This window comes from Mesorhizobium sp. WSM4821, from assembly GCF_055901555.1.
The window spans coordinates 1,127,499-1,145,308 of sequence record NZ_CM148371.1; the positions used below are offsets into that span (position 1 = coordinate 1,127,499).

18 protein-coding genes, 1 tRNA gene and 1 pseudogene are annotated in these 17,810 nt (G+C 64.0%); 9 read left to right on the forward strand and 11 right to left on the reverse strand.

The genetic code is table 11. From position 1 onward, the window contains the following. Positions 1–1,209 carry a beta-ketoacyl-[acyl-carrier-protein] synthase family protein gene (locus AC0NID_RS05190; protein ID WP_473451456.1) on the forward strand — a complete coding sequence of 403 codons (1,209 nt, stop codon included), beginning with the start codon at positions 1–3 and terminating at the stop codon, positions 1,207–1,209. 82 nt (positions 1,210–1,291) lie between these two features. After that, positions 1,292–1,990: a glutathione S-transferase family protein gene (locus AC0NID_RS05195; protein ID WP_473451458.1), complete on the forward strand. Its 699-nt coding sequence runs from the start codon at positions 1,292–1,294 to the stop codon at positions 1,988–1,990. Positions 1,991–2,024: 34 nt separating this feature from the next. Here AC0NID_RS05195 and AC0NID_RS05200 read toward each other — a convergent pair whose 3' ends face one another. The 3 genes from AC0NID_RS05200 to AC0NID_RS05210 all read right to left on the reverse strand — a co-directional run bounded on the left by AC0NID_RS05200 (position 2,025) and on the right by AC0NID_RS05210 (position 4,394). After that, positions 2,025–2,399 (reverse strand): hypothetical protein, encoded by a 375-nt coding sequence (locus tag AC0NID_RS05200; RefSeq protein ID WP_473451460.1) that lies wholly within the window; start codon positions 2,397–2,399, stop codon positions 2,025–2,027. Between the two features lie 86 nt (positions 2,400–2,485). After that, complete coding sequence (locus AC0NID_RS05205; RefSeq protein WP_473451462.1) at positions 2,486–3,106, reverse strand: nucleoside triphosphate hydrolase; 621 nt, start codon at positions 3,104–3,106, stop codon at positions 2,486–2,488. A 178-nt stretch (positions 3,107–3,284) separates the two neighbouring features. Next, a complete protein-coding gene (locus tag AC0NID_RS05210; protein ID WP_473451464.1) occupies positions 3,285–4,394 on the reverse strand; it encodes a hypothetical protein in 1,110 nt (369 codons plus the stop codon). 227 nt (positions 4,395–4,621) lie between these two features. Here AC0NID_RS05210 and AC0NID_RS05215 point away from each other — a divergent pair, with 227 nt between their 5' ends. The 4 genes from AC0NID_RS05215 to AC0NID_RS05230 all read left to right on the forward strand — a co-directional run bounded on the left by AC0NID_RS05215 (position 4,622) and on the right by AC0NID_RS05230 (position 7,393). Beyond that, a complete protein-coding gene (locus AC0NID_RS05215; protein ID WP_473451466.1) occupies positions 4,622–5,509 on the forward strand; it encodes a D-alanyl-D-alanine carboxypeptidase family protein in 888 nt (295 codons plus the stop codon). Positions 5,510–5,891: 382 nt separating this feature from the next. Beyond that, positions 5,892–5,968 (forward strand) — tRNA-Arg (locus tag AC0NID_RS05220). A 178-nt stretch (positions 5,969–6,146) separates the two neighbouring features. Beyond that, on the forward strand, positions 6,147–6,503 hold the full coding sequence (locus tag AC0NID_RS05225; protein WP_474033315.1) for a helix-turn-helix domain-containing protein: 357 nt from the start codon (positions 6,147–6,149) through the stop codon (positions 6,501–6,503). Then, positions 6,503–7,393, forward strand: coding sequence for an IS3 family transposase (locus AC0NID_RS05230; protein WP_474033314.1), 891 nt, complete (start codon positions 6,503–6,505; stop codon positions 7,391–7,393). Before AC0NID_RS05225 ends, AC0NID_RS05230 begins: the two co-directional genes overlap by 1 nt. Positions 7,394–7,421: 28 nt before the next feature. Here the strand turns inward: AC0NID_RS05230 and AC0NID_RS05235 are convergent. Continuing rightward, positions 7,422–8,606: pseudogene (locus AC0NID_RS05235) on the reverse strand (IS481 family transposase); the annotation flags it as partial. A 244-nt stretch (positions 8,607–8,850) separates the two neighbouring features. On the opposite strand from AC0NID_RS05235, the gene AC0NID_RS05240 reads away from it, so the two are divergent. Then, entirely contained in the window at positions 8,851–9,084 is a 234-nt protein-coding gene (locus tag AC0NID_RS05240; protein ID WP_473451529.1) for a hypothetical protein, read from the forward strand. 103 nt (positions 9,085–9,187) lie between these two features. On the opposite strand, the gene AC0NID_RS05245 is transcribed toward AC0NID_RS05240, so the two are convergent. Genes AC0NID_RS05245 through AC0NID_RS05275 form a run of 7 tightly spaced genes read right to left on the reverse strand, consistent with a single transcriptional unit; the run spans position 9,188 to position 16,657 of the window. Further along, a complete protein-coding gene (locus AC0NID_RS05245) occupies positions 9,188–9,727 on the reverse strand; it encodes an NADH-quinone oxidoreductase subunit B family protein (protein ID WP_473451531.1) in 540 nt (179 codons plus the stop codon). A gap of 17 nt (positions 9,728–9,744) precedes the next feature. Next, a complete protein-coding gene (locus AC0NID_RS05250; RefSeq protein ID WP_473452623.1) occupies positions 9,745–11,262 on the reverse strand; it encodes a hydrogenase large subunit in 1,518 nt (505 codons plus the stop codon). Positions 11,263–11,276: 14 nt separating this feature from the next. Further along, on the reverse strand, positions 11,277–12,725 hold the full coding sequence (locus AC0NID_RS05255; RefSeq protein ID WP_473451533.1) for a hydrogenase 4 subunit F: 1,449 nt from the start codon (positions 12,723–12,725) through the stop codon (positions 11,277–11,279). Then, the gene (locus AC0NID_RS05260; RefSeq protein ID WP_473451535.1) at positions 12,722–13,384 is read right to left on the reverse strand and encodes a hydrogenase-4 component E; all 663 of its coding nucleotides are present in this window, start codon (positions 13,382–13,384) and stop codon (positions 12,722–12,724) included. Before AC0NID_RS05260 ends, AC0NID_RS05255 begins: the two co-directional genes overlap by 4 nt. Beyond that, positions 13,384–14,340 (reverse strand): respiratory chain complex I subunit 1 family protein, encoded by a 957-nt coding sequence (locus AC0NID_RS05265; protein ID WP_473522239.1) that lies wholly within the window; start codon positions 14,338–14,340, stop codon positions 13,384–13,386. Before AC0NID_RS05265 ends, AC0NID_RS05260 begins: the two co-directional genes overlap by 1 nt. Then, positions 14,331–16,349: a hydrogenase 4 subunit B gene (hyfB, locus tag AC0NID_RS05270; protein WP_473451540.1), complete on the reverse strand. Its 2,019-nt coding sequence runs from the start codon at positions 16,347–16,349 to the stop codon at positions 14,331–14,333. The genes AC0NID_RS05265 and hyfB overlap by 10 nt, the downstream gene beginning before the upstream one ends. Further along, complete coding sequence (locus AC0NID_RS05275; RefSeq protein ID WP_473451542.1) at positions 16,346–16,657, reverse strand: helix-turn-helix domain-containing protein; 312 nt, start codon at positions 16,655–16,657, stop codon at positions 16,346–16,348. The genes hyfB and AC0NID_RS05275 overlap by 4 nt, the downstream gene beginning before the upstream one ends. Positions 16,658–17,150: 493 nt before the next feature. On the opposite strand from AC0NID_RS05275, the gene AC0NID_RS05280 reads away from it, so the two are divergent. Together AC0NID_RS05280 and AC0NID_RS05285 are read left to right on the forward strand one after the other, a co-directional pair. Further along, positions 17,151–17,384 (forward strand): hypothetical protein, encoded by a 234-nt coding sequence (locus AC0NID_RS05280; RefSeq protein ID WP_473451544.1) that lies wholly within the window; start codon positions 17,151–17,153, stop codon positions 17,382–17,384. A gap of 2 nt (positions 17,385–17,386) precedes the next feature. Then, entirely contained in the window at positions 17,387–17,776 is a 390-nt protein-coding gene (locus tag AC0NID_RS05285) for a hypothetical protein (protein ID WP_473451546.1), read from the forward strand. Positions 17,777–17,810 lie beyond the last annotated feature (34 nt).

The following is a 17,810-nucleotide window of genomic DNA, read 5'->3' on the forward strand; positions in this document are numbered from 1 at the left end:
ATGCACAAGCGCGTCGTCATTACCGGCATCGGCGGCATATGCGGACTCGGCACCAATGCGCCCGCGATCTGGGGCGAGATGCGCGCCGGCCGCTCGGCCATCGGCCCAATCGTCAATTCGGAGTTGCATGACCTGAAAAACAGGGTCGGCTGCGAAATCAGGACGCTTCCCGATCACGGCATCGACCGCAAGCAGGTCGTGTCGATGGACCGCTTCAGCCTGCTGGCGACGATCGCCGCGCGGGAAGCCGCGCAACAGGCCGGATTGACCCCACAAGAAGCCAACACCTACCGGATGGGCACCATCGTCGGCGTCGGCGTCTGCGGCTGGGAGGCGATCGAAGAGAGCTATCGCGCCGTCCTGCTCGAAGGAAAGAACCGCGTCGGCATCTTCACCGTACCGAAAGTGATGCCCGGCGCCGCGGCCGGCCATGTCAGCATGAATCTCGGCCTGCGGGGACCGGTCTTCGGCGTCACCTCCGCCTGCTCCTCGTCCAACCACGCCATCGCATCGGCGGTCGACCAGATCAGGCTCGGCCGCGCCGATATCATGGTCGCCGGCGGCACCGACGCGCCGCTGGTCTGGGGCGTCCTGAAAGGCTGGGAGGCGCTCAGGGTGATGGCGCCCGACACCTGCCGGCCGTTTTCGGCCGATCGCCAGGGCCTGGTGCTCGGCGAAGGCGCCGGCATGGCCGTGCTGGAAACCTACGAGCATGCCATGGCGCGCGGCGCCACGATTCTGGCCGAAATTGCCGGCGCCGGCATTTCCGGCGATGCGTCCGATATCGTCGCGCCGACCATCGAAGGGCCGGAGGCAGCGATGCGCTTCTGTCTCGCCGATGCCGGGCTCAACCCGGAAGACATCGACTATGTCAATGCGCACGGCACCGGCACCAAGGCCAACGACCAGATCGAGACGGCGGCGATCAAGCGCGTCTTCGGCGACCATGCCTACAGGCTTTCGATCTCCTCGACCAAATCGATGCACGCCCACTGCCTCGGCGCGTCGGGCGCCCTGGAGCTGATCGCCTGCGTGATGGCGATCCGCGAAGGCATCGTGCCGCCGACGGCCAATTTTCGCGAAACCGACGCCGATTGCGATCTCGACATCACGCCGAACGTGGCGCGCGAGCGCAAGGTGCGCGCCGCGATCAGCAACGGCTTCGCCTTCGGCGGCACCAATGCGGTGCTGGCGTTCAAGGCGGTCTGACCGCGGGTTCATCCACATCCCGATAGGCGGACTTTTCGTGCGCCGCGCGCATCCCCGCAAAATCCTCGACCAGGAGTTTTCGATGACCGACCTGTCCGCCTTTCCGATCGTCACGCGCTGGCCGGCCAAATACCCCGACCGCATCCAGCTCTATTCGGCCCAGACGCCAAACGGGGTGAAGGTGTCGATCGCGCTGGAGGAACTCGGCCTGCCTTACGAGGCGCATGCGGTGAACATCGGCAAGAACGAAAGCTGGACGCCGGAATTCCTGTCGCTGAACCCCAACGGCAAGATACCGGCGATGATCGATCCGAATGGCCCGGGCGGCAAGCCGATCGGGCTGTTCGAATCCGGCGCCATCCTGCTCTATCTCAGTGACAAGACCGGCAGGCTGGTCCCGGCCGACCCAGCGCGGCGCTACGAGACGATCCAGTGGGTGTTCTTCCAGATGGCCTTCATCGGACCGATGTTCGGCCAGGTCGGCTTCTTCCATAAGTTCGCCGGACGCGAGATCGCCGACAAGCGGCCGCTGGAGCGCTATCGCGACGAATCGCGGCGGTTGATCGGCGTGCTCGAGACCAGGCTGAAGGGCCACAGCTGGATCATGGCCGACGACTACACCATCGCCGACATCTCGATGCTGGGCTGGGTGCGCAATTTGATCGGCTTCTACGAGGCACGGGAGCTCGTCGGCTTCGACGACTTTCCCGCTGTCGCGGCATGGCTGGAACGCGGTCTTGCCCGGCCGGCGGTGCAAAGGGGCCTGGACATGCCGGCGTAAGCCTGAAGCCGGCGGAGCCGCAGGGCGGCGCTGCCTATTTTGCCTTGGCCCCGGTTTTTGGGCCGCCCTTGCCCATGACGGAAGCGGCAAGCGACGCGGCGCCCCGCGCGGTGGCGACAACGGCACCGGCCGCGACGTTGGCTGTGGTCCTGACCGTGCGCATGGCACTGCCCGCCATGGAGCTGCCGCCGGTTGCCGGTTTCCTGGGCTTGGCGGGTTTGGCCTTGGCTGCGCCCGGTACCACCTTCTTCGGTGCCGCCTTGCCAAAGGTTGGCTTTGCCGCATCCTTGGAACGCGCGGCGACAGCCGGGCCAGCGCCCGTCTTTGACTGAAGTGTCTTGGATTCAGTTGCCCTTGAACGAGTTGCCTTGCCCTTGGCGGGCGCAGGCTTTCTTGCCTTGGTTGCCATCGGACGGCTCCCTTATGTCAGCATCATTGCCGTAGCTGAGATAACGGCCGGAAAGTCTTAAGGTTCCGGCGGCGCTCTCCGGCAAATCAGGCTCGAGCGCCGATCACCAGATCGGCAGGGCGGCGGCGGGCGAGCACGCGGTCGATGTTGGGCATGTCGTTGGAGGCGATCCAGGCGCGGGCGTCCTCGTCGGAGCGGCCATGCTCGTGCCATCGCTCAAGCAGCCGGCGCTCGAGTTCGGCGCGCGGCACATCGACGAAAATCGAGAAATCGAACAGCGGCGCCAGTCGCGACCAGGGTTCCTCGTTAAGCAGCAGGTAATTGCCTTCGACCAGGATGAACTTGGTCTCGGCGGCGACGATCGAGGCGGCGGCGCGCGACAATTCCATGCTGCGGTCGAACACCGGAATGGCGATGTCGGGTTCGGCCGCGCGGATGCGCTTCAGCAAGGTTTCGAAGCCGGCAAAGTCAAAGGTTTCCGGGGCGCCCTTTCGCGCGCGCAGGCCGCGCGCCTCGAGCACGACATCGTCGTAATGGAAGCCGTCCATCGGAACGATTTCGGCAGCACCTTCCGGCAGCAGCTCATGCAGGCGGGCCGAAAGGGTCGACTTGCCGGCGCCCGGAGGACCGGCGATGGCAACGACAAAGCGCTGCGCCTTGCCGGCGCGCTTGAAGATGGTGGCGGCGAGATGAGCGACCTCGGACATGGTAGCCTTTCTGCGGAGCCTTTCCGGCTTGGCGTTTCCGTTCGCATCTTGGCGATAGTTCGAGGGAATTTCAAATCCGCACTGGTGTTAAAGACCGACCAATTTGTCGAGGTCGGCGCCGCCCCTCATCCGCCTGCCGGGCACTTCCTGAAGCGACCGCCCCAGGACACAGTTCCGCTCAGGCAGGAATCGACCTGCCAAGCCGCAGGAAATCGCTGTCGAAAGCGACGCCCCGCGTCGAACCGTCTGCCGCCAGGAGCCGCATATGCCCCTGCGCGGTGACGATGTCGCGCGGCGGCTCGCGACCGGCTTGTTGGGGCACGGCGCCGATCACGTGGCGGAACGAGACATTGCGGCCTTCGCCAAGGGCAAAGGCGGTCGCCACCCCTTCCCGCTTCAGCCAGTTGTCGCCTAGCGAGGCGGCATGGCCGAGCGCCGTGCGGCCGTCCTCGATGCCGAGCACGCCGCGATGGCGGCCGCTCCACGGCGCGTAGTGGCGTCCGCCGTTGCTGACCCACAGCATGGTGACCGGCAGTTCGGCCGGGTTCTTCAGCGCCAGAACGAGATCGGCTTCCGCCTGGCGCGCCAGCGCGGTCCAGCCCGGCCCGCCATGATCGGCCTCGACTAGCGTGACGAAATCCTCCCGGCTCTGGTCCATGCGATAGTCGGTCAGGTCGAGCGTGCCGCCACCCGCGGCGGGAAAGCGCGTCAGGTCGGCGGACCGCGAGGGATAGGCAAGCAAGAAACGGCCGCGGGCCGGATCAGGCTCCAGCGGATCGTCCGGCGTTGCCGCGACCCGCTTCGGCGAGAAAGCCAGCTTGCCGCCGTCCTTCATCGCCGTCATCGGATGATGGGCAACGGAGATCGCGCCCGAACCGCCGGAAAAGACATGTTCCTGGTAGAGAAAGGGATGGTCGTCGCGCAGGGTGAGGATCTTGTCGACCGTCGCGCCCATGACCTTGTGCTGCAGCCGGAAGACGGCCCGCCAGCCACCGGCCGTCGCCTCGCTGCCGACGACATCCCAGGGGCTGTTGGCCGGCCAGCCATGCAGGGGCGCCGCCTCGACATCGCTGCGCGAAAACGGCGCGCAGAGAAAATCGCCGGACAGGCGCACGGTGCCGGCGGGCAGGTCCTGCGGCAGTGTCTCGCGCGGCTCGTCGATCCAGGGCGCGCGATGCAGCGGTTTTAGCCGGCGCCCGTCGATATCGACCGCCATGTCGGCGAGATGGCCGACGGCGAGATCGACCGTTACCGAAATGCCCTTTGCCTTGATCGTGATCGCGTCCATGGCGCACCTGCTGATTCTGTCGATGCCAGCAAAGACCGTCCTGTGCGAATTGCGCAAGCCGGACAGCCGGCATTTTCCGCGCCAGGACCTGCGCAGCGCCGGCTCGGTCCCAGGATCTGTGGACAGGCGATGCTCCTGCGCTCGGCCAGTGTTAACCAAATGGACGGCGCTATCGGGTTACGCTAGTTTCCCACTCGTTTCAGCAACAGCTTGCGTTCAGTTCCATCTTGTCCAAACTGCGCCTCTTTCCGCTCATCCCAAGATTTGCCGCCGCACTTGCGCTGCTGTTTGTCGCCGGCTGTACGACGACGACGCCGCCGGAGATCATGCTGGCGGTGCCGGCGTCGCCGCAGAAATATGCGGCTGTCGTCATCGACGCCAGCACCGGCAAGACGCTGTACGAAGCCAATTCGACGGCGCCGCGCTATCCGGCGTCGCTGACCAAGATGATGACGCTCCACCTCCTGTTCGAGGCGCTGGAGTCCGGCCGCATCAGCAAGGCAACGCAAATCCCGGTCTCGGCCAACGCCGCCGGGCAGCCGCCGACCAAGCTGCGCTTCAGGCGCGGCGAGACGATCGACGTCGAAACGGCGATCCGGGCGATCGTCGTCAAATCGGCCAATGACGTGGCGGTCGCCGTCGCCGAATATCTCGGCGGCAGCGAAGACGCGTTTGCCGCGACAATGACCGCCAGGGCGCGCCAGCTCGGCATGCGCAGCACCGTCTTCCGCAACGCTTCGGGCCTGCCGGACGGCGTCCAGCAGACGACGGCACGCGACATGGCGGTGCTCGGCATGGCGCTGCGCGCCCGCTTCCCGCAGCATTTCCACTATTTCTCCGAAAGCGACTTCATGTTCCGGGGCAGGCTGGTGCGCGGCCACAACGACCTGCTCGGCCGTGTGCGCGGCGTCAACGGCATCAAGACAGGCTATATCAGAGCCTCCGGCTTCAACATCGTCACCTCCTACGATGCCGACGGCCGCCGGCTCATCCTCGTGGTGATGGGCGCCGACAGCGCGCGCCAGCGCAACGACCATGTCGAGGCGCTGATCCAGCGCAGCCTGGCGACGGCGACGGCTGCCACAACGCGGCTGCTGTATGCGCAGGAGCAGTGACGTTCGGTTGGGGGGCGAGCTCGTGATCGGCGTTCCGTGTCGTTTCAACATGACAGGTGACGGCAGTAATGCTAGGAATTTATTCCTTATGCTGATTTGCGCCCGGCCGCCGAGGCGGGTTTTTTCATTTCAGGCTTCGGCGCCATTCTCCGATAAACCGCAGGTTTGCCGGGCTCGGGCTTGGCTTCCCGCACCTTCGAGAGTCATGGCAGCCCCAGATCGTGGGCCTCCATGGGAATGAGCAATCCGAAAAATGCGTTATTCCGAGTTCGCAGCCCTGCCGCCGGCCACTTGCCCGTTGAAGCCTGCGCCGGCTTCCGCTAAGAAGCCGTGGCTGGCCGGTTTACCGGCTGGTTCGTTTTCCGAATCGCCGATCCTGAAGGCACCCGTAGCTCAGCTGGATAGAGCGCTGCCCTCCGAAGGCAGAGGTCACAGGTTCGAATCCTGTCGGGTGCGCCAAATTTGCAAGTGTACGGCCCGGAGACATTGGTAACAGTTTGTACCTAAGACATGGTGTAGTGCACCCCGATTTTGAGACAGAAAAAATGGTAACAGTTCTCCGTTAGGAGGACTGATGAGGACGGACGATCCTGGGCGGCGGTTCAGTCGCGCGTTCAAGTTGACGGCGGTTCAGCGAATGGCTGCCGGGGCCAATGTCAGCAAGCTGTCACGCGAGTTGGGGATTTCCCGCAAAGGCCTGTATCAGTGGCAAAAGCAGTTCCGCACGGGCGGAGCGGCGGCGCTGCGCGAAGTCGGGCGCCCGAGACGCGGCGCGGCAACAGGCCATGAGCAAAAGGGAGGCGACGCGCTGCAGTCTTCGTCGAGCGACGAGCTTTCGAAGGCCCTGGCGCGGATTGCGGAATTGGAGCGGCTTGTCGGACAGCAAGCGGTCGATCTCGATTTTTTTCAACAAGCCTTGCAGCACGTCGGGAAAGCGCGCCAGCAGAGCGGCGCGCCTGGCGGGACGGCATCTACACGGTCATCGAAGCGATGATGGCGTCCGGGCTGCAAGGCCAGATCAGTGTGGAACGGATGTGCCGGCTGGCTGGGGTGAGCCGCGCGGGCTACTACCGCCATTGGCAGGCGATGGCGCCGCGCAGGGAGGAAGTGGGCCTGCGCGACGCCATCCAGCGCCTGGCGCTCGCCAACCCGCATTACGGCTATCGCAGAATTGGCGTGCTTTTGAGCCGGGAAGGCCGGCTGGCCAATCACAAGCGCGTGCTGCGGCTGATGCGGGAGGACAATCTGCTGTGTCTGCGCAAAGCGCCCTTCGTGCCGATGACAACCGACACCAGGCATGACTGGTGCATCGTGCCCAACCTGGCCCGAGGCCTTCAACTGACCGACATCGACCAGCTCTGGGTGGCCGACATCACCTACGTCCATCTCGCCGAGGAGTTCGCATTCCTGGCGATCGTCCTGGACGCCTTCAGCCGCAAGGTCATCGGCTGGGCGATTGCGACCCACCTGAAAGCGGAACTTGCCATTGCGGCGCTCGACAAGGCGATTGCGGCACGTCGGCCGGCACCGGGAAGTGTCATTCACCATAGCGATCGCGGCGTCCAATACGCCTGCGCTGACTACGCGGCACGACTTGCAAGCCACGACATCCAGCCGAGCATGAGCCGGATCGGCAATCCTTATGACAATGCCAAGGCCGAAAGATTCATGAGGACCCTGAAGGAAGAGGAGGTGGATGGCCAAGCCTATCGCGACATAGACGATGCAACGACAAGGATCGGCGAGTTCATCGAGGTGGTCTACAACAGGCAGCGCCTGCACTCTGCCCTCGACTATCTCTCGCCGGACGCATACGAGACCAGTCTCATGCAACTACGGCAAAAGACACCAAACGCAATCCACAACAAGGAGAACTGTTACTGATTACTGTCTCACCGAAGGGGTGCAGTCCAATGGGTGACAACCTCGTGCCGAACGGGTTGTCGATGGTCTGCAAGGTCCTTTGTTCCAAGTCGATATATCCCAGATCATAGTGCATGAAGCTGACGAGCCAAATGCCGTCGTCGACTTCGGTGATTCCGAGCCTCTGGCCGGCGAGCACGGTCGAGACGTTTATCTTCTTCCTGTGCATGCAGATGCGGCCGCAGGCGGTGACGAGAATGTCCTTGTCATGGAAGGGGTATTCCAGCTCGGGGAGGCCTTGATAGGCTCTTGAAGAAGCTTTGTAGAGCTCGGCTGGCACTTTCATTTGGATCGCCTCGTGGGGCCTCTCGTCGTTGAATTCGCTCATGAAAGCATCGAACCGGGCCTGCTGCTGGAGGGCGTTCATGCCCGGCGGCCGCGTGGTCTGCTGCTTCAGGGTGCGGTGCATGCGCTCATGGCGGCCGTTCTGCTGCGGGTGACCGGGCCTGATGCGCTCGATTTGAATACCGAGCCTGAGCCAAAAGACCGATAGCTTCGAGAGGTTGTAAAGGCCGTTGGGGCTGGCGAAGGGCAGGCCATTGTCGCTTCTGATGGCGACGGGCAGGCCGCGTTCCTTGAAGAGCCGGACGAAAGCCTCGAGGACCGGAACCTCCTTTGTCGATTCAAGGGCTTCGCAGGCAAGCAGGTAACGCGAAGCCTGGTCGGTGACCGTCAGCGGGTAACAGTATTGGCGGTTGCCGAGCTTGAACTCGCCCTTGAAGTCGGCGCACCACAGATCGTTGGGCATAACCGCCTGGGACAGTTGCGTGCCCACGGCCTTGTTCGCCCGGTTCCTCTTGCGGGCTTGGCTCACAAGGCCGTGGCGGTCGAGCACGGCGTGAACGGTGCTCCTGGCTGGGACGCGTACGTCGCCGGCGAGCTTGCGCACCAGCAGCTCGCGTATCTTCCTGGCGCCCCAGTGCGGCTTCTCCCGCTTGCTCTCCACGATCAGCCGCTCGATCTGGTCGGGAAGCTGGTTGGCATAGCGCACCGGCCGCCGCGAACGGTCGGTGAGCGCCTCCAGGCCCTCATCCTTGTAGCGGTTGAAGATCTTGTAGCCGGTCTTGCGCGAAATCCCGAACTCCCGGCACACATCGCTCATACCTTCCCCGTCGAGAAGGCGAGCCACGAAACGAAGACGTTCCTCCATCACCGAACACTCTTTCCACGGCATCAACACCTCCGGCAAAAAGCCAAAAGTGTTACCCATGTGTCCGGTACAAATCGTCACCTATGTCTCGGGCCGCTCAAAGGTCCGTTCCGGATCTGCCGATCCTCCTATTTCAGCCATATCTCGTAAAGCTGGACCTCGAATCCACTCCTGCCCACCCATAACGGTCCCCTCGATCTCGGCGATGCTCTGGAACCCAGCCCGCCTCGAATGACTTGTTCGTGGGTAGATTCTGAAGGAGAACCCATTGTCCGCACCGAAGGAAATGGATGTCGTCCTCGAAAAGCTGCCTTTGAGGATCGGCGCCTACATACCCGACGACTTGCTGGAAGACTGGTTCGCGCCGGGAACGGGCATGAACCCGGTTAGCCCGGAAGCGCTTGCCGCCGCCAAGACTTACGGATGGCGCTTCGAATGCGAGTTCAAGCACTTCCCCGAACGCATGGAGGGCGTGTTCTGGAAGTGGGTGCCGGCGATCTGATTCGCGAGCCTGGATAGAAGCGAACCGGCGGGCGGGAGGGCGAGGCTGAACAACGCATTTTCCGTCACGGCAACCTGCTTCGTCTTGCCGATTCGTCGGCATCTCAACCTCGGGCAGCACCCGTCCCTGAATTCACTCCCTCCAGCAACGCCAGCAGCCCCTTCAGAATTTCCACTGGCGGCGGCGGGCAGCCTGGGATGTGCAGATCGACGGGCAGCACCTCCGACACGCCGCCGATGACGGCGTAGCTGCCGGCGAAACAGCCGCCGTTCCTGGCGCAGTCGCCGAGGGCGACTACCCATTTGGGGTTGGGCGTCGCGTCCCAGGTTCGCTTCAGCGCCTCGCGCATGTTCTTGGTGACTGGGCCGGTGACGAGCAGCACATCGGCATGGCGAGGCGAGGCGACGAAGCGGATGCTGAAGCGCTCGATGTCGTAGAAGGCGTTATTAAGCGCATGCATCTCGAGTTCGCAGCCGTTGCAGGAACCGGCGTCGACCGCCCGGATCGACAGGCTTCGGCCCAGCCGCTTGCGAGCCGCGCCGTCGAGGGCGCGGGCGAGCTCGTCGACCGCGGCATCGCTCGCCTGCGGCGGACGCTCGGTGAGCGGGGGGCGTATCAGGCTTTCGAAGAGAAGCTTGCGCATGACAGTATGTCTTTGCCCTAGAGATCGTGGCCGGAATAGGAGCAGTTGAACGACTTGTTGCAGAGCGGAAAGTCGGCGACGATGTTGCCCTCGATCGCCGCTTCAAGCAGCGGCCATTGAAACCATGACGGGTCGCGCAGGTGACAGCGCTCGACCAGGCCGCCCGCGCCAATGCGCAGCCAGGCCAGGATGTCGCCGCGGAAGCCCTCGACAAGCGCCATACCCTCTAGCGCCATGCCTTCACGCGGCGGATCGGGAATGCCGACGCGGATCGGACCGCCGGGCAGACGTTGCAGGACCTGCTCGACCAGGGACAGGCTCTGCTCGACCTCGCGGATGCGGATCCAGACGCGGGCATTCACGTCGCCCTCCTGGAGGACAGGGACGTCGAAGGCGAGTTCACCATAGGGCGCATAGCCCGGGTTGCGGCGCGCGTCAAAATCCCGGCCGGAGGCGCGGCCGACATAGCCGCCCGCCGCATATTGCCGGGCGAGGTCCGGCTTGAGTCGGCCGGTGGCGACGGTGCGGTCCTGCAGCGACGCGGTGTTGTCGTAGAGTTCGACCAGGTGGGAAAAGCGCTGCCTGATCTCGGTGATCGCGGACAGAATCGCGGTTGTCCCCGCTTCATTCAAATCGCCTTCCACCCCGCCGGGCACGATGCGGTCGCGCATCAGGCGATGGCCGAAGGCGGCATCGCTGGCGCGCAGCACGCGTTCGCGCAACACGCCGCAATGGGCATGCATGAGCGCGAAGGCAGCGTCGTTGCAGATGGCGCCGATGTCGCCCAGATGGTTGGCAAGGCGCTCCAGCTCGGCCATCAGCGCCCGCAGCCAGACCGCGCGCGGCGGAGCCTCGACACCGAACGCGGCTTCGGCCGCGCGGGCAAAAGCAAGCGAATAGGCTACGGTGCTGTCGCCGGACGTCCTGCCCGCCAGTTGGGCGGCGCGCTCGACAGGCGAACCCGCCATCAGGCCTTCGATGCCCTTGTGCACGTAGCCGAGCCGCTCTTCGAGCCGGACGACCGTTTCGCCGCTTGCCGTGAAGCGAAAATGCCCGGGCTCGATGATGCCGGCATGCACGGGTCCAACGGGAATCTGATGCAGGTTGTCGCCTTCCGCGGGCAGGAAGCGGTAGGAGGAAGCCGGGGCCGGCGCCTGAGCCGGCATTCCCAGCGGATTGCTGACACCCCATTGGCCGTGATCGAGCCAGCGGCGGGTATCGGGAAGCCCTTGCGGCGAGAGCCCGAACAGGTCCGCGGCGGCGCGCTCGAGGCGCAGTGCCGGCGGATGAAGCTGGCTGGCCGACGGGTAGCGGCCGCCGGGGCATTTCAGGCTGATGACGCCGATATCGGCCGCGTCGAGAAGCGCCATGTGGACGGTCTCCGGCTCGCCCCAAAGACCGAGCAGGCTCCAGCGGCCCTCGGCTAGCTGCTCTACGGCAAGGTTCCAGGTTTTCGGCGCCACCATGGCGCGGCGCCAGGGGGCGTGGCGCTCGACAGGGCGACCGGCCTCGATGAGGTCGATCAGCGTGGGCATCTTTTTCTTGCGCTTCATCCCAGGATATCCGCGACGTGCTGGAACCAGGTGACCAGAGGCGCCGGCAGGTAGATGCCGGCGCCAGCCACCAGGGCCAGGTGGGAATACATCGGCACGTAGGATGCCTCGACGGGCGCGGTGCTGCCGCGCGGCTCGCCGAAGGCGACGCCGGTCAGCCGCAGCAGCAGCGCGCCGAAGGCGAGCAGAAGCCCGAACACCAGAGGGATCGCCAGCAGCGGCTGTCTCGCAAAAGTCGAGCTCACGACCAGGAATTCGCTCATGAAGATGCCGAGCGGCGGCAGGCCGGCAATGGCAACGACGCCGATGACCAGCGCCCAGCCAAGCCCGGGATGCGTTTCCGTCAGCCCCCTTATGTCGGCGATCTTTTGTGTCCCCTTGACCTGCGCGATGTGTCCGACGGCGAAGAAGATCGCCGACTTGGTCAGGCTGTGCATGACCATGTGCAGCAGGCCGGCGAAGTTCGCGAGCGGACCACCCATGCCGAACGCGAACACGATGATGCCCATGTGCTCGATCGAGGAGTAGGCGAACAGGCGTTTGATGTCGCGGCGGCGGTAGAGCATGAAGGCCGCGAAGATGAGCGAGGTGAGCCCCATCGCCACCATCAGCGGTCCCGGGGCTATCGCCTCCGGGCTTGCGGCGAGCAACATCTTGAAGCGGAGCACGGCATAGAGCGCGACGTTCAAGAGCAGGCCCGACAGCACCGCCGAGATCGGCGTCGGGCCCTCGGCATGCGCATCGGGCAGCCAGGCATGCAAGGGAGCAAGGCCGACCTTGGTGCCGTAGCCGAGCAGCAGGAAGACGAAGGCGACGTTGAGCAAAGCCGGGTCGAAATGCGCTGCCTGTTGGATGAGGACCGTCCAGACCATGGCGTCGGTGCCCTCGCCGACGACCGGCTGGGCGGCCATGTAAACGAGGATGGTGCCGAACAGCGCAAGCGCGATGCCGACGCTTCCCAGAATGAAATATTTCCAGGCGGCCTCCAGCGCCTCATGCGTGCGGTAGATGCCGACCATAAGCACGGTGGTCAGCGTCGCAAGCTCCACCGCCACCCACATCAAACCGATATTGTTCGACACGAAGGCGAGGTTCATGCCGAACATCATGATCTGGTACATCGCGTGGTAGAACCGCAGGTTCGGCGCGGTCAGCCGGCCGGTCTCCAGTTCGTGCGCGATGTAGGAGGCGCTGAACACGCTGGTGGTGAAGCCGACGAATGTGTTGAGCACGATGAAGACGATGTTGAGATCGTCGACGAGCAGGTACTGACCCGGCTGCGGCCGGTCGGTGACGAACAGCGACAACGCGGCGAGCAAGGTCAGCAAGCTCGCCGCGACATTCAGGCCTGCCGACACCCGGTAGTTCGGCAGCGCCGCCAGAAGCGCGGCCGCGCCGACTGGGATCAGCAGGATGGCGGCCACCGCATCGAAGGGAGCGGTCAACGGCGTTCCCCCCTGTAGTCGTCGAGCGCGCCGACATCGACCGAGTCGAACCGCTCGCGGATGCGGAACAGGAAGACGCCGATGACAATGAAGGCGATCAGGATCGAGAAGGCGACGCTGATCTCGACAACCAGCGGCATGCCCTTGGCGCCGGTGGCGGCCAGCACCAGGCCGTTCTCGAGCGACATGAAGCCGACGACCTGGCTGACGGCGTTGCGGCGGGTGACCATCACCAGCAGCCCCAGCAAGATTATCGACAGCGCGAAGGCCAGATCCTCGCGGGCGAGCGGGTCGGCTTCGGGCGTCACCCGCAGCATCAGCACCATCGACAGGGCGACCAGGCCGATGCCGGCCAGCATGGTCGAGCCAATGCCGACAGCGGTCTCGATGTCGCGATGGATGCCGAGCCGCTGGATGATGCGGTGAAGCCCGACGGGAATGACGATCGCCTTGAAGATGAGGGCGATCGCCGCGGTGACATAGAGGTGATGGGCGTCCTGGACGTAGGCCTGCCAGGCCACGGACAAAGCCAGCACGACCGCATGAAGCGCAAAGACGTTGATCAGCGCAAACAGGCGATCCTGATACAGCATCATGAAGGAGACCAGCACCAGGCCGCCGGCGAGCAGATGAGCGATGTCGAAGGTGAGGCTGTTCATCAAAGGCTCCGTGAGACGAACAGCAGGAGCGTGCCGAGCAGCGCCAACATGAGGGCGGCACCGAGGAAATCCGGGACGCGGAAGACGCGCATCTTGGCGATGGCGGTCTCGAACACGGCAAGCAGAATGCCGCTCACGGCAAGCTTGCCGATGTAGGCAACGACGCCCAGAGCATAAGCCTCCGGTCCGGCTCGAGCGGTCACCAGCCCCCAGGGAATGAAGACGCAGGAGATCAGCGACACATAGAGCAGCAGCTTGAGGAAGGCGGCGAACTCGATCATCGCCAAATGGCGGCCGGAATATTCCAGGATCATCGCCTCGTGAACCATGGTGAGTTCCAAATGGGTGGATGGATTGTCCACGGGTATGCGGGCGTTTTCGGCGAGCGCCACCATGACGAGGGCGATCAGCGACATGCCGAGCGATACCCGCAGGCCGACCTCAGGCGAGCCCATGAAGGCGGCGACGGTGGAGAGTTGCGTCGCGCCGGCGAGCAGCGCCAGGCTGAACACGATCAAAAGCATGGCGGGCTCGGCCAATGAAGCGATCATCACCTCGCGGCTGGCGCCGATGCCGCCAAAGCTCGTGCCGACATCCATGCCCGCCAACGCCAGAAAGAACCGCGCGCTGCCAAGCAGCGCGACGATGGCGATGAGATCGGCGGTCCAGCTGAAGGTGAGGCCGGTTGCGAATGTCGGGACGAGCGCGGCGGCGACCCAGGTGGCGGCAAAGATCAGATAGGGTATGACGCGAAACAGCCAGGATGCGTTGTCGGCCAGGACGACCTCCTTGCGCATCAGCCGCAGGAGATCGCGGTAGGGCTGGATCAGCGAAGGCCCCTGGCGGCGCAGCAGTCTCGCCTTCACCTTGCGCACGAAGCCGGTCAGAAGCGGCGCCAGCAAAAGCACCAGCATCATCTGCGCGCCCTGGACGGCCAGTTCAAGGATCAGGGCCATAGCGCGAGCACCAGAAGCAAGGTGACGAGGTAGAGGAAGACCAGGGTCAGATAGCGCCGGATGGTCAAGAACTGCAGACGGTTCAGCTTCTCGGTCGCATAGCCGACCGCGCCGGCGATCGGCTGGTAAAAAGTCTCCCAGACCACATCGTGGATTTCCACGGTGAGACGTGCCGGAGCGGTGGCGCCCGGCGGCGGCATCTCCACCTTTTCCCGGGCGCGGAATGCGAATGTACCGAAGACGCGGCGGATGGGCTGCGCGAAACTGACGGCCGTGTATTGCGCGGCCGGCGTGACATCGGGAAAGCCGCAACCCCAGGCGGGACCGCGGCGCAGCGCCTGGGAGGCGAAGCGGTGGATGACGAATGCGGCAAGCGATGCGGAGACCGCAATGAACACGAACACCAGCAGGCCGTTGTAGGAGCTGCGGCTCTCGGCGATCGGCACGATCGACAGCCAGGGTTGCGCCATCTGCACCGGCATGCGGTTGCCGATCAGCGAAAGCGTCACCGGTGAAAGACCGTCGATGACCAGGCCCGGCAGAATGCCGGCAAGCAGACAAAGGGCGGCGAGAATGAACATTGCCGCCAGCGAGTAGCGGTCGACCTCCCGCGCCTGCTCCACCGCCGCGGAGCGCGGCCGGCCGAGAAACGTGATGCCGAACGCCTTGACGAAACAGGCAGCGGCCAGCGCCGCCGACAATGCCAGCAGGCCGCCGACAGCGGGCACCATCACCTTCAGTCCCCATTGCGGCAGATCGGGGCTCTGCAATATGGCCTGGAAGGCCAGCCATTCGGAGACGAAGCCGTTGAACGGCGGAAGTGCTGAGATCGAGGCGCAGCCGACGAGAAAGACAAAGCTGGTCAGCGGCATGCGATGGATAAGACCGCCCAGCTTCTCCATGTTGCGCTCGCCGGTCACCGTGAGCACGGCGCCCGCGCCGAAAAACAGCAGGCTCTTGAAAAAGGAATGGTTGAGAACGTGGAACAGTGCTGCGGTGAGGGCCAGCGCCGCTGCCGACGGCATCGCGTTGGCCTTGAAGGCGAGCGCAAGGCCAAGGCTAACGAAGATGACGCCGATGTTTTCGATGGTGCTGTAGGCAAGGAGCCGCTTGAGGTCCTTTTCCATCAAGGCGTAGAGGATGCCGAGCACCGCCGTCAGGCCGCCGAGGAAAAGCACGACGACGCCGGACCACCATGCCGGCTCGCCGAGCAGGTCGAAAACGACGCGCAGGAAGCCATAGACGGCGACCTTCGTCATGACGCCGCTCATCAGGGCCGAGACATGGCTTGGCGCCGCCGGATGAGCGAGCGGCAGCCAGACGTGGAGCGGGACAAGGCCGGCCTTGGAGCCGGCGCCGAGCAGCATGAGAACCAGGGTGGCGGCGGCAACGAACCGGCTTGGCTCGGCGGCACGCATCGCATCGAATGTGTAGGTTCCGTCCGGTCCGGCCAGCAGGCCGAAAGCGAGCAGCAGCGCCAATGTGCCGAAGCTCGCCATCACCAGATAGATGTAGCCTGCCCGCGTATTGTCCTGTTCGCGATGGTGCGCCATGACGAGCGCCCATGAGGCGAGCGACATGAACTCCCAGGACAGCAGGAAGGTGAAGGCGTCGTCGGCCATCACGACCATATTCATACCGGCAAGAAAGGCCGGGAAGAACGGCAGCACCCGGTGCGGCGCAGGTTCGTGATGGCCGTAGCCAAGCCCATAGAGGCTGGCCACGGCGCCGCCCAGGTTGACGACGACCAGAAAGAATGCCGACAGCGCGTCGAGGCGGAAATGAGAGCCGATCCACGGCAGCCCGAGCGGCAGCGTAACCGTTGACACGCCGGCAGGATCGCCCGTCAGTGCGGCGGCAGCGATCGCGAACATGACGGCCGAGATGCCAAGGGTTGCGCTATAGACCAGATGCGTCGCCGAGCCGCGTCGGCTGACGGCGACAGCCAATATGGCGGTTCCCAAGAACGCGGCGACACCCCACAAGAGAAGGGCGACGATCGACGTCACGGCAGGCTCCCGCCGACCTCGGCTTCCGCATCGTCGGCACCGGAAGTCCTGGCTGGATTGAGGTTCGCCTTCAGCCGCACGCCCCGTCCGCCGGCCTGGCTGGTCGCGCCTTCCCCGATCAGTTCGATGCCGGCGGCCTCAAGTGCCGCAATCAGTTTCATCAAGGAATCGACATTGCCCCTGATCATCGCCTCGCTGGCTTCCATGCGCTGAATTGTCGGAACCGAAAGGCCGGATAACTCGGCAAGCCTGCGCTGGTCGATACCGAGCAGCGCCCTGGCGGCGCGCAATTGTGGAGCAGTTATCACCGGGGACCCTGCGGCTCAGATTTGAGGTATGATGTCTCAGTGCTTTAGCATACATTGAAATGTTCCAACGTCAATTACTGATGTGTGAAACATCGGTGCAGATGGCGAGCCGCGCGGCAACGGTGGCCGGGATGAGTAACGGGTGAAACATCCGGGCAATCCGGGGATTTCCTACGTACCGACCGGCATCGCTGCGGCGCGATTGTGTTCGATGGCCTATTCCAGAAGGCGTGCCCCGGATTGCTTGCAATATTGCGTCACATCTAAAGGAATAAGTCGCACGATTGAGAGAATATCTTAGCTTGTTAGAAATTTCTAAATTAAAGTTTTTCAATTTGTATGAATCTAAACTTTGCCTTATGTTGCACTTCCGTGCAATCTTCCAGCACGCTATGCCTTTGGTCAGCAACAAAAGCGGATCATGAAGGACTTTACGCGACCGACAGGAGCGGGGACGGTCGCCCGTAGCAGGCCTTCGGATGGAGGGACAGATATGCCGGATCTGGCAGCTATCGCCGTTGGCATTGTCGCCGTCGTGGCGATCCTGTCCGCACTCCTTCTAGGGCTCTGGAACATCACCATGCCGGACGTTTCCGGCCTGAGGACCATCAGGTTCCGGCAGGTAGCAAATCTGCCCCTTATCGCCGGGATCCAGTTCGGATCACCATCGGCTATCGACTATCGATCTGACAGACGAGCGGTCGCCGCCAGCCAGCCAGGGGAATGATCATGAAATTCATAATGCATGCGACCCTGACCACCGCATTGCTGGCTTTCGCCGGCTGCACAACCGATGACGGCTATGATGGCTGTCGCGGTTCCGGTTGCTTGGTGGACAGGCCCTATAAGGCGGATCGAAGGATCGACGACCGGCCGCAGTTCGACCGGAACGGCAATCCCAACTTCGATACGCGGGGCCGCTACATCGGATGCCGTGGCCTCGGGTGCAAGGTCGACGATCCCGACGACGGGGATCAAAGCATCGACGACAGACCGCAGTACGACAGGGAGGGCAATCCCAACTTCGATACGCAAGGCAACTACCAAGGATGCCGCGGCATCGGTTGCGAGGTCGACACACCGGACGACGACAGTTCATTGGACGACGATGACGATTGATGAGCCTGCAGCGAAGCAAGGAGGAGGGTTGCAC

Excerpts from the sequence above, each read along its gene's own strand:
- AC0NID_RS05225 (WP_474033315.1), top strand. The coding sequence starts at position 6,147 with ATGGCTGCCGGGGCCAATGTCAGCAAGCTGTCACGCGAGTTGGGGATT.
- AC0NID_RS05190 (WP_473451456.1), top strand. The coding sequence starts at position 1 with ATGCACAAGCGCGTCGTCATTACCGGCATCGGCGGCATATGCGGACTC.
- AC0NID_RS05265 (WP_473522239.1), bottom strand. The coding sequence starts at position 14,340 with ATGGCCCTGATCCTTGAACTGGCCGTCCAGGGCGCGCAGATGATGCTG.
- AC0NID_RS05285 (WP_473451546.1), top strand. The coding sequence starts at position 17,387 with ATGAAATTCATAATGCATGCGACCCTGACCACCGCATTGCTGGCTTTC.
- AC0NID_RS05250 (WP_473452623.1), bottom strand. The coding sequence starts at position 11,262 with ATGCCCACGCTGATCGACCTCATCGAGGCCGGTCGCCCTGTCGAGCGC.
- AC0NID_RS05280 (WP_473451544.1), top strand. The coding sequence starts at position 17,151 with ATGCCGGATCTGGCAGCTATCGCCGTTGGCATTGTCGCCGTCGTGGCG.
- AC0NID_RS05230 (WP_474033314.1), top strand. The coding sequence starts at position 6,503 with ATGGCGTCCGGGCTGCAAGGCCAGATCAGTGTGGAACGGATGTGCCGG.
- AC0NID_RS05260 (WP_473451535.1), bottom strand. The coding sequence starts at position 13,384 with ATGAACAGCCTCACCTTCGACATCGCTCATCTGCTCGCCGGCGGCCTG.
- AC0NID_RS05210 (WP_473451464.1), bottom strand. The coding sequence starts at position 4,394 with ATGGACGCGATCACGATCAAGGCAAAGGGCATTTCGGTAACGGTCGAT.
- AC0NID_RS05200 (WP_473451460.1), bottom strand. The coding sequence starts at position 2,399 with ATGGCAACCAAGGCAAGAAAGCCTGCGCCCGCCAAGGGCAAGGCAACT.
- AC0NID_RS05195 (WP_473451458.1), top strand. The coding sequence starts at position 1,292 with ATGACCGACCTGTCCGCCTTTCCGATCGTCACGCGCTGGCCGGCCAAA.
- AC0NID_RS05245 (WP_473451531.1), bottom strand. The coding sequence starts at position 9,727 with ATGCGCAAGCTTCTCTTCGAAAGCCTGATACGCCCCCCGCTCACCGAG.
- AC0NID_RS05205 (WP_473451462.1), bottom strand. The coding sequence starts at position 3,106 with ATGTCCGAGGTCGCTCATCTCGCCGCCACCATCTTCAAGCGCGCCGGC.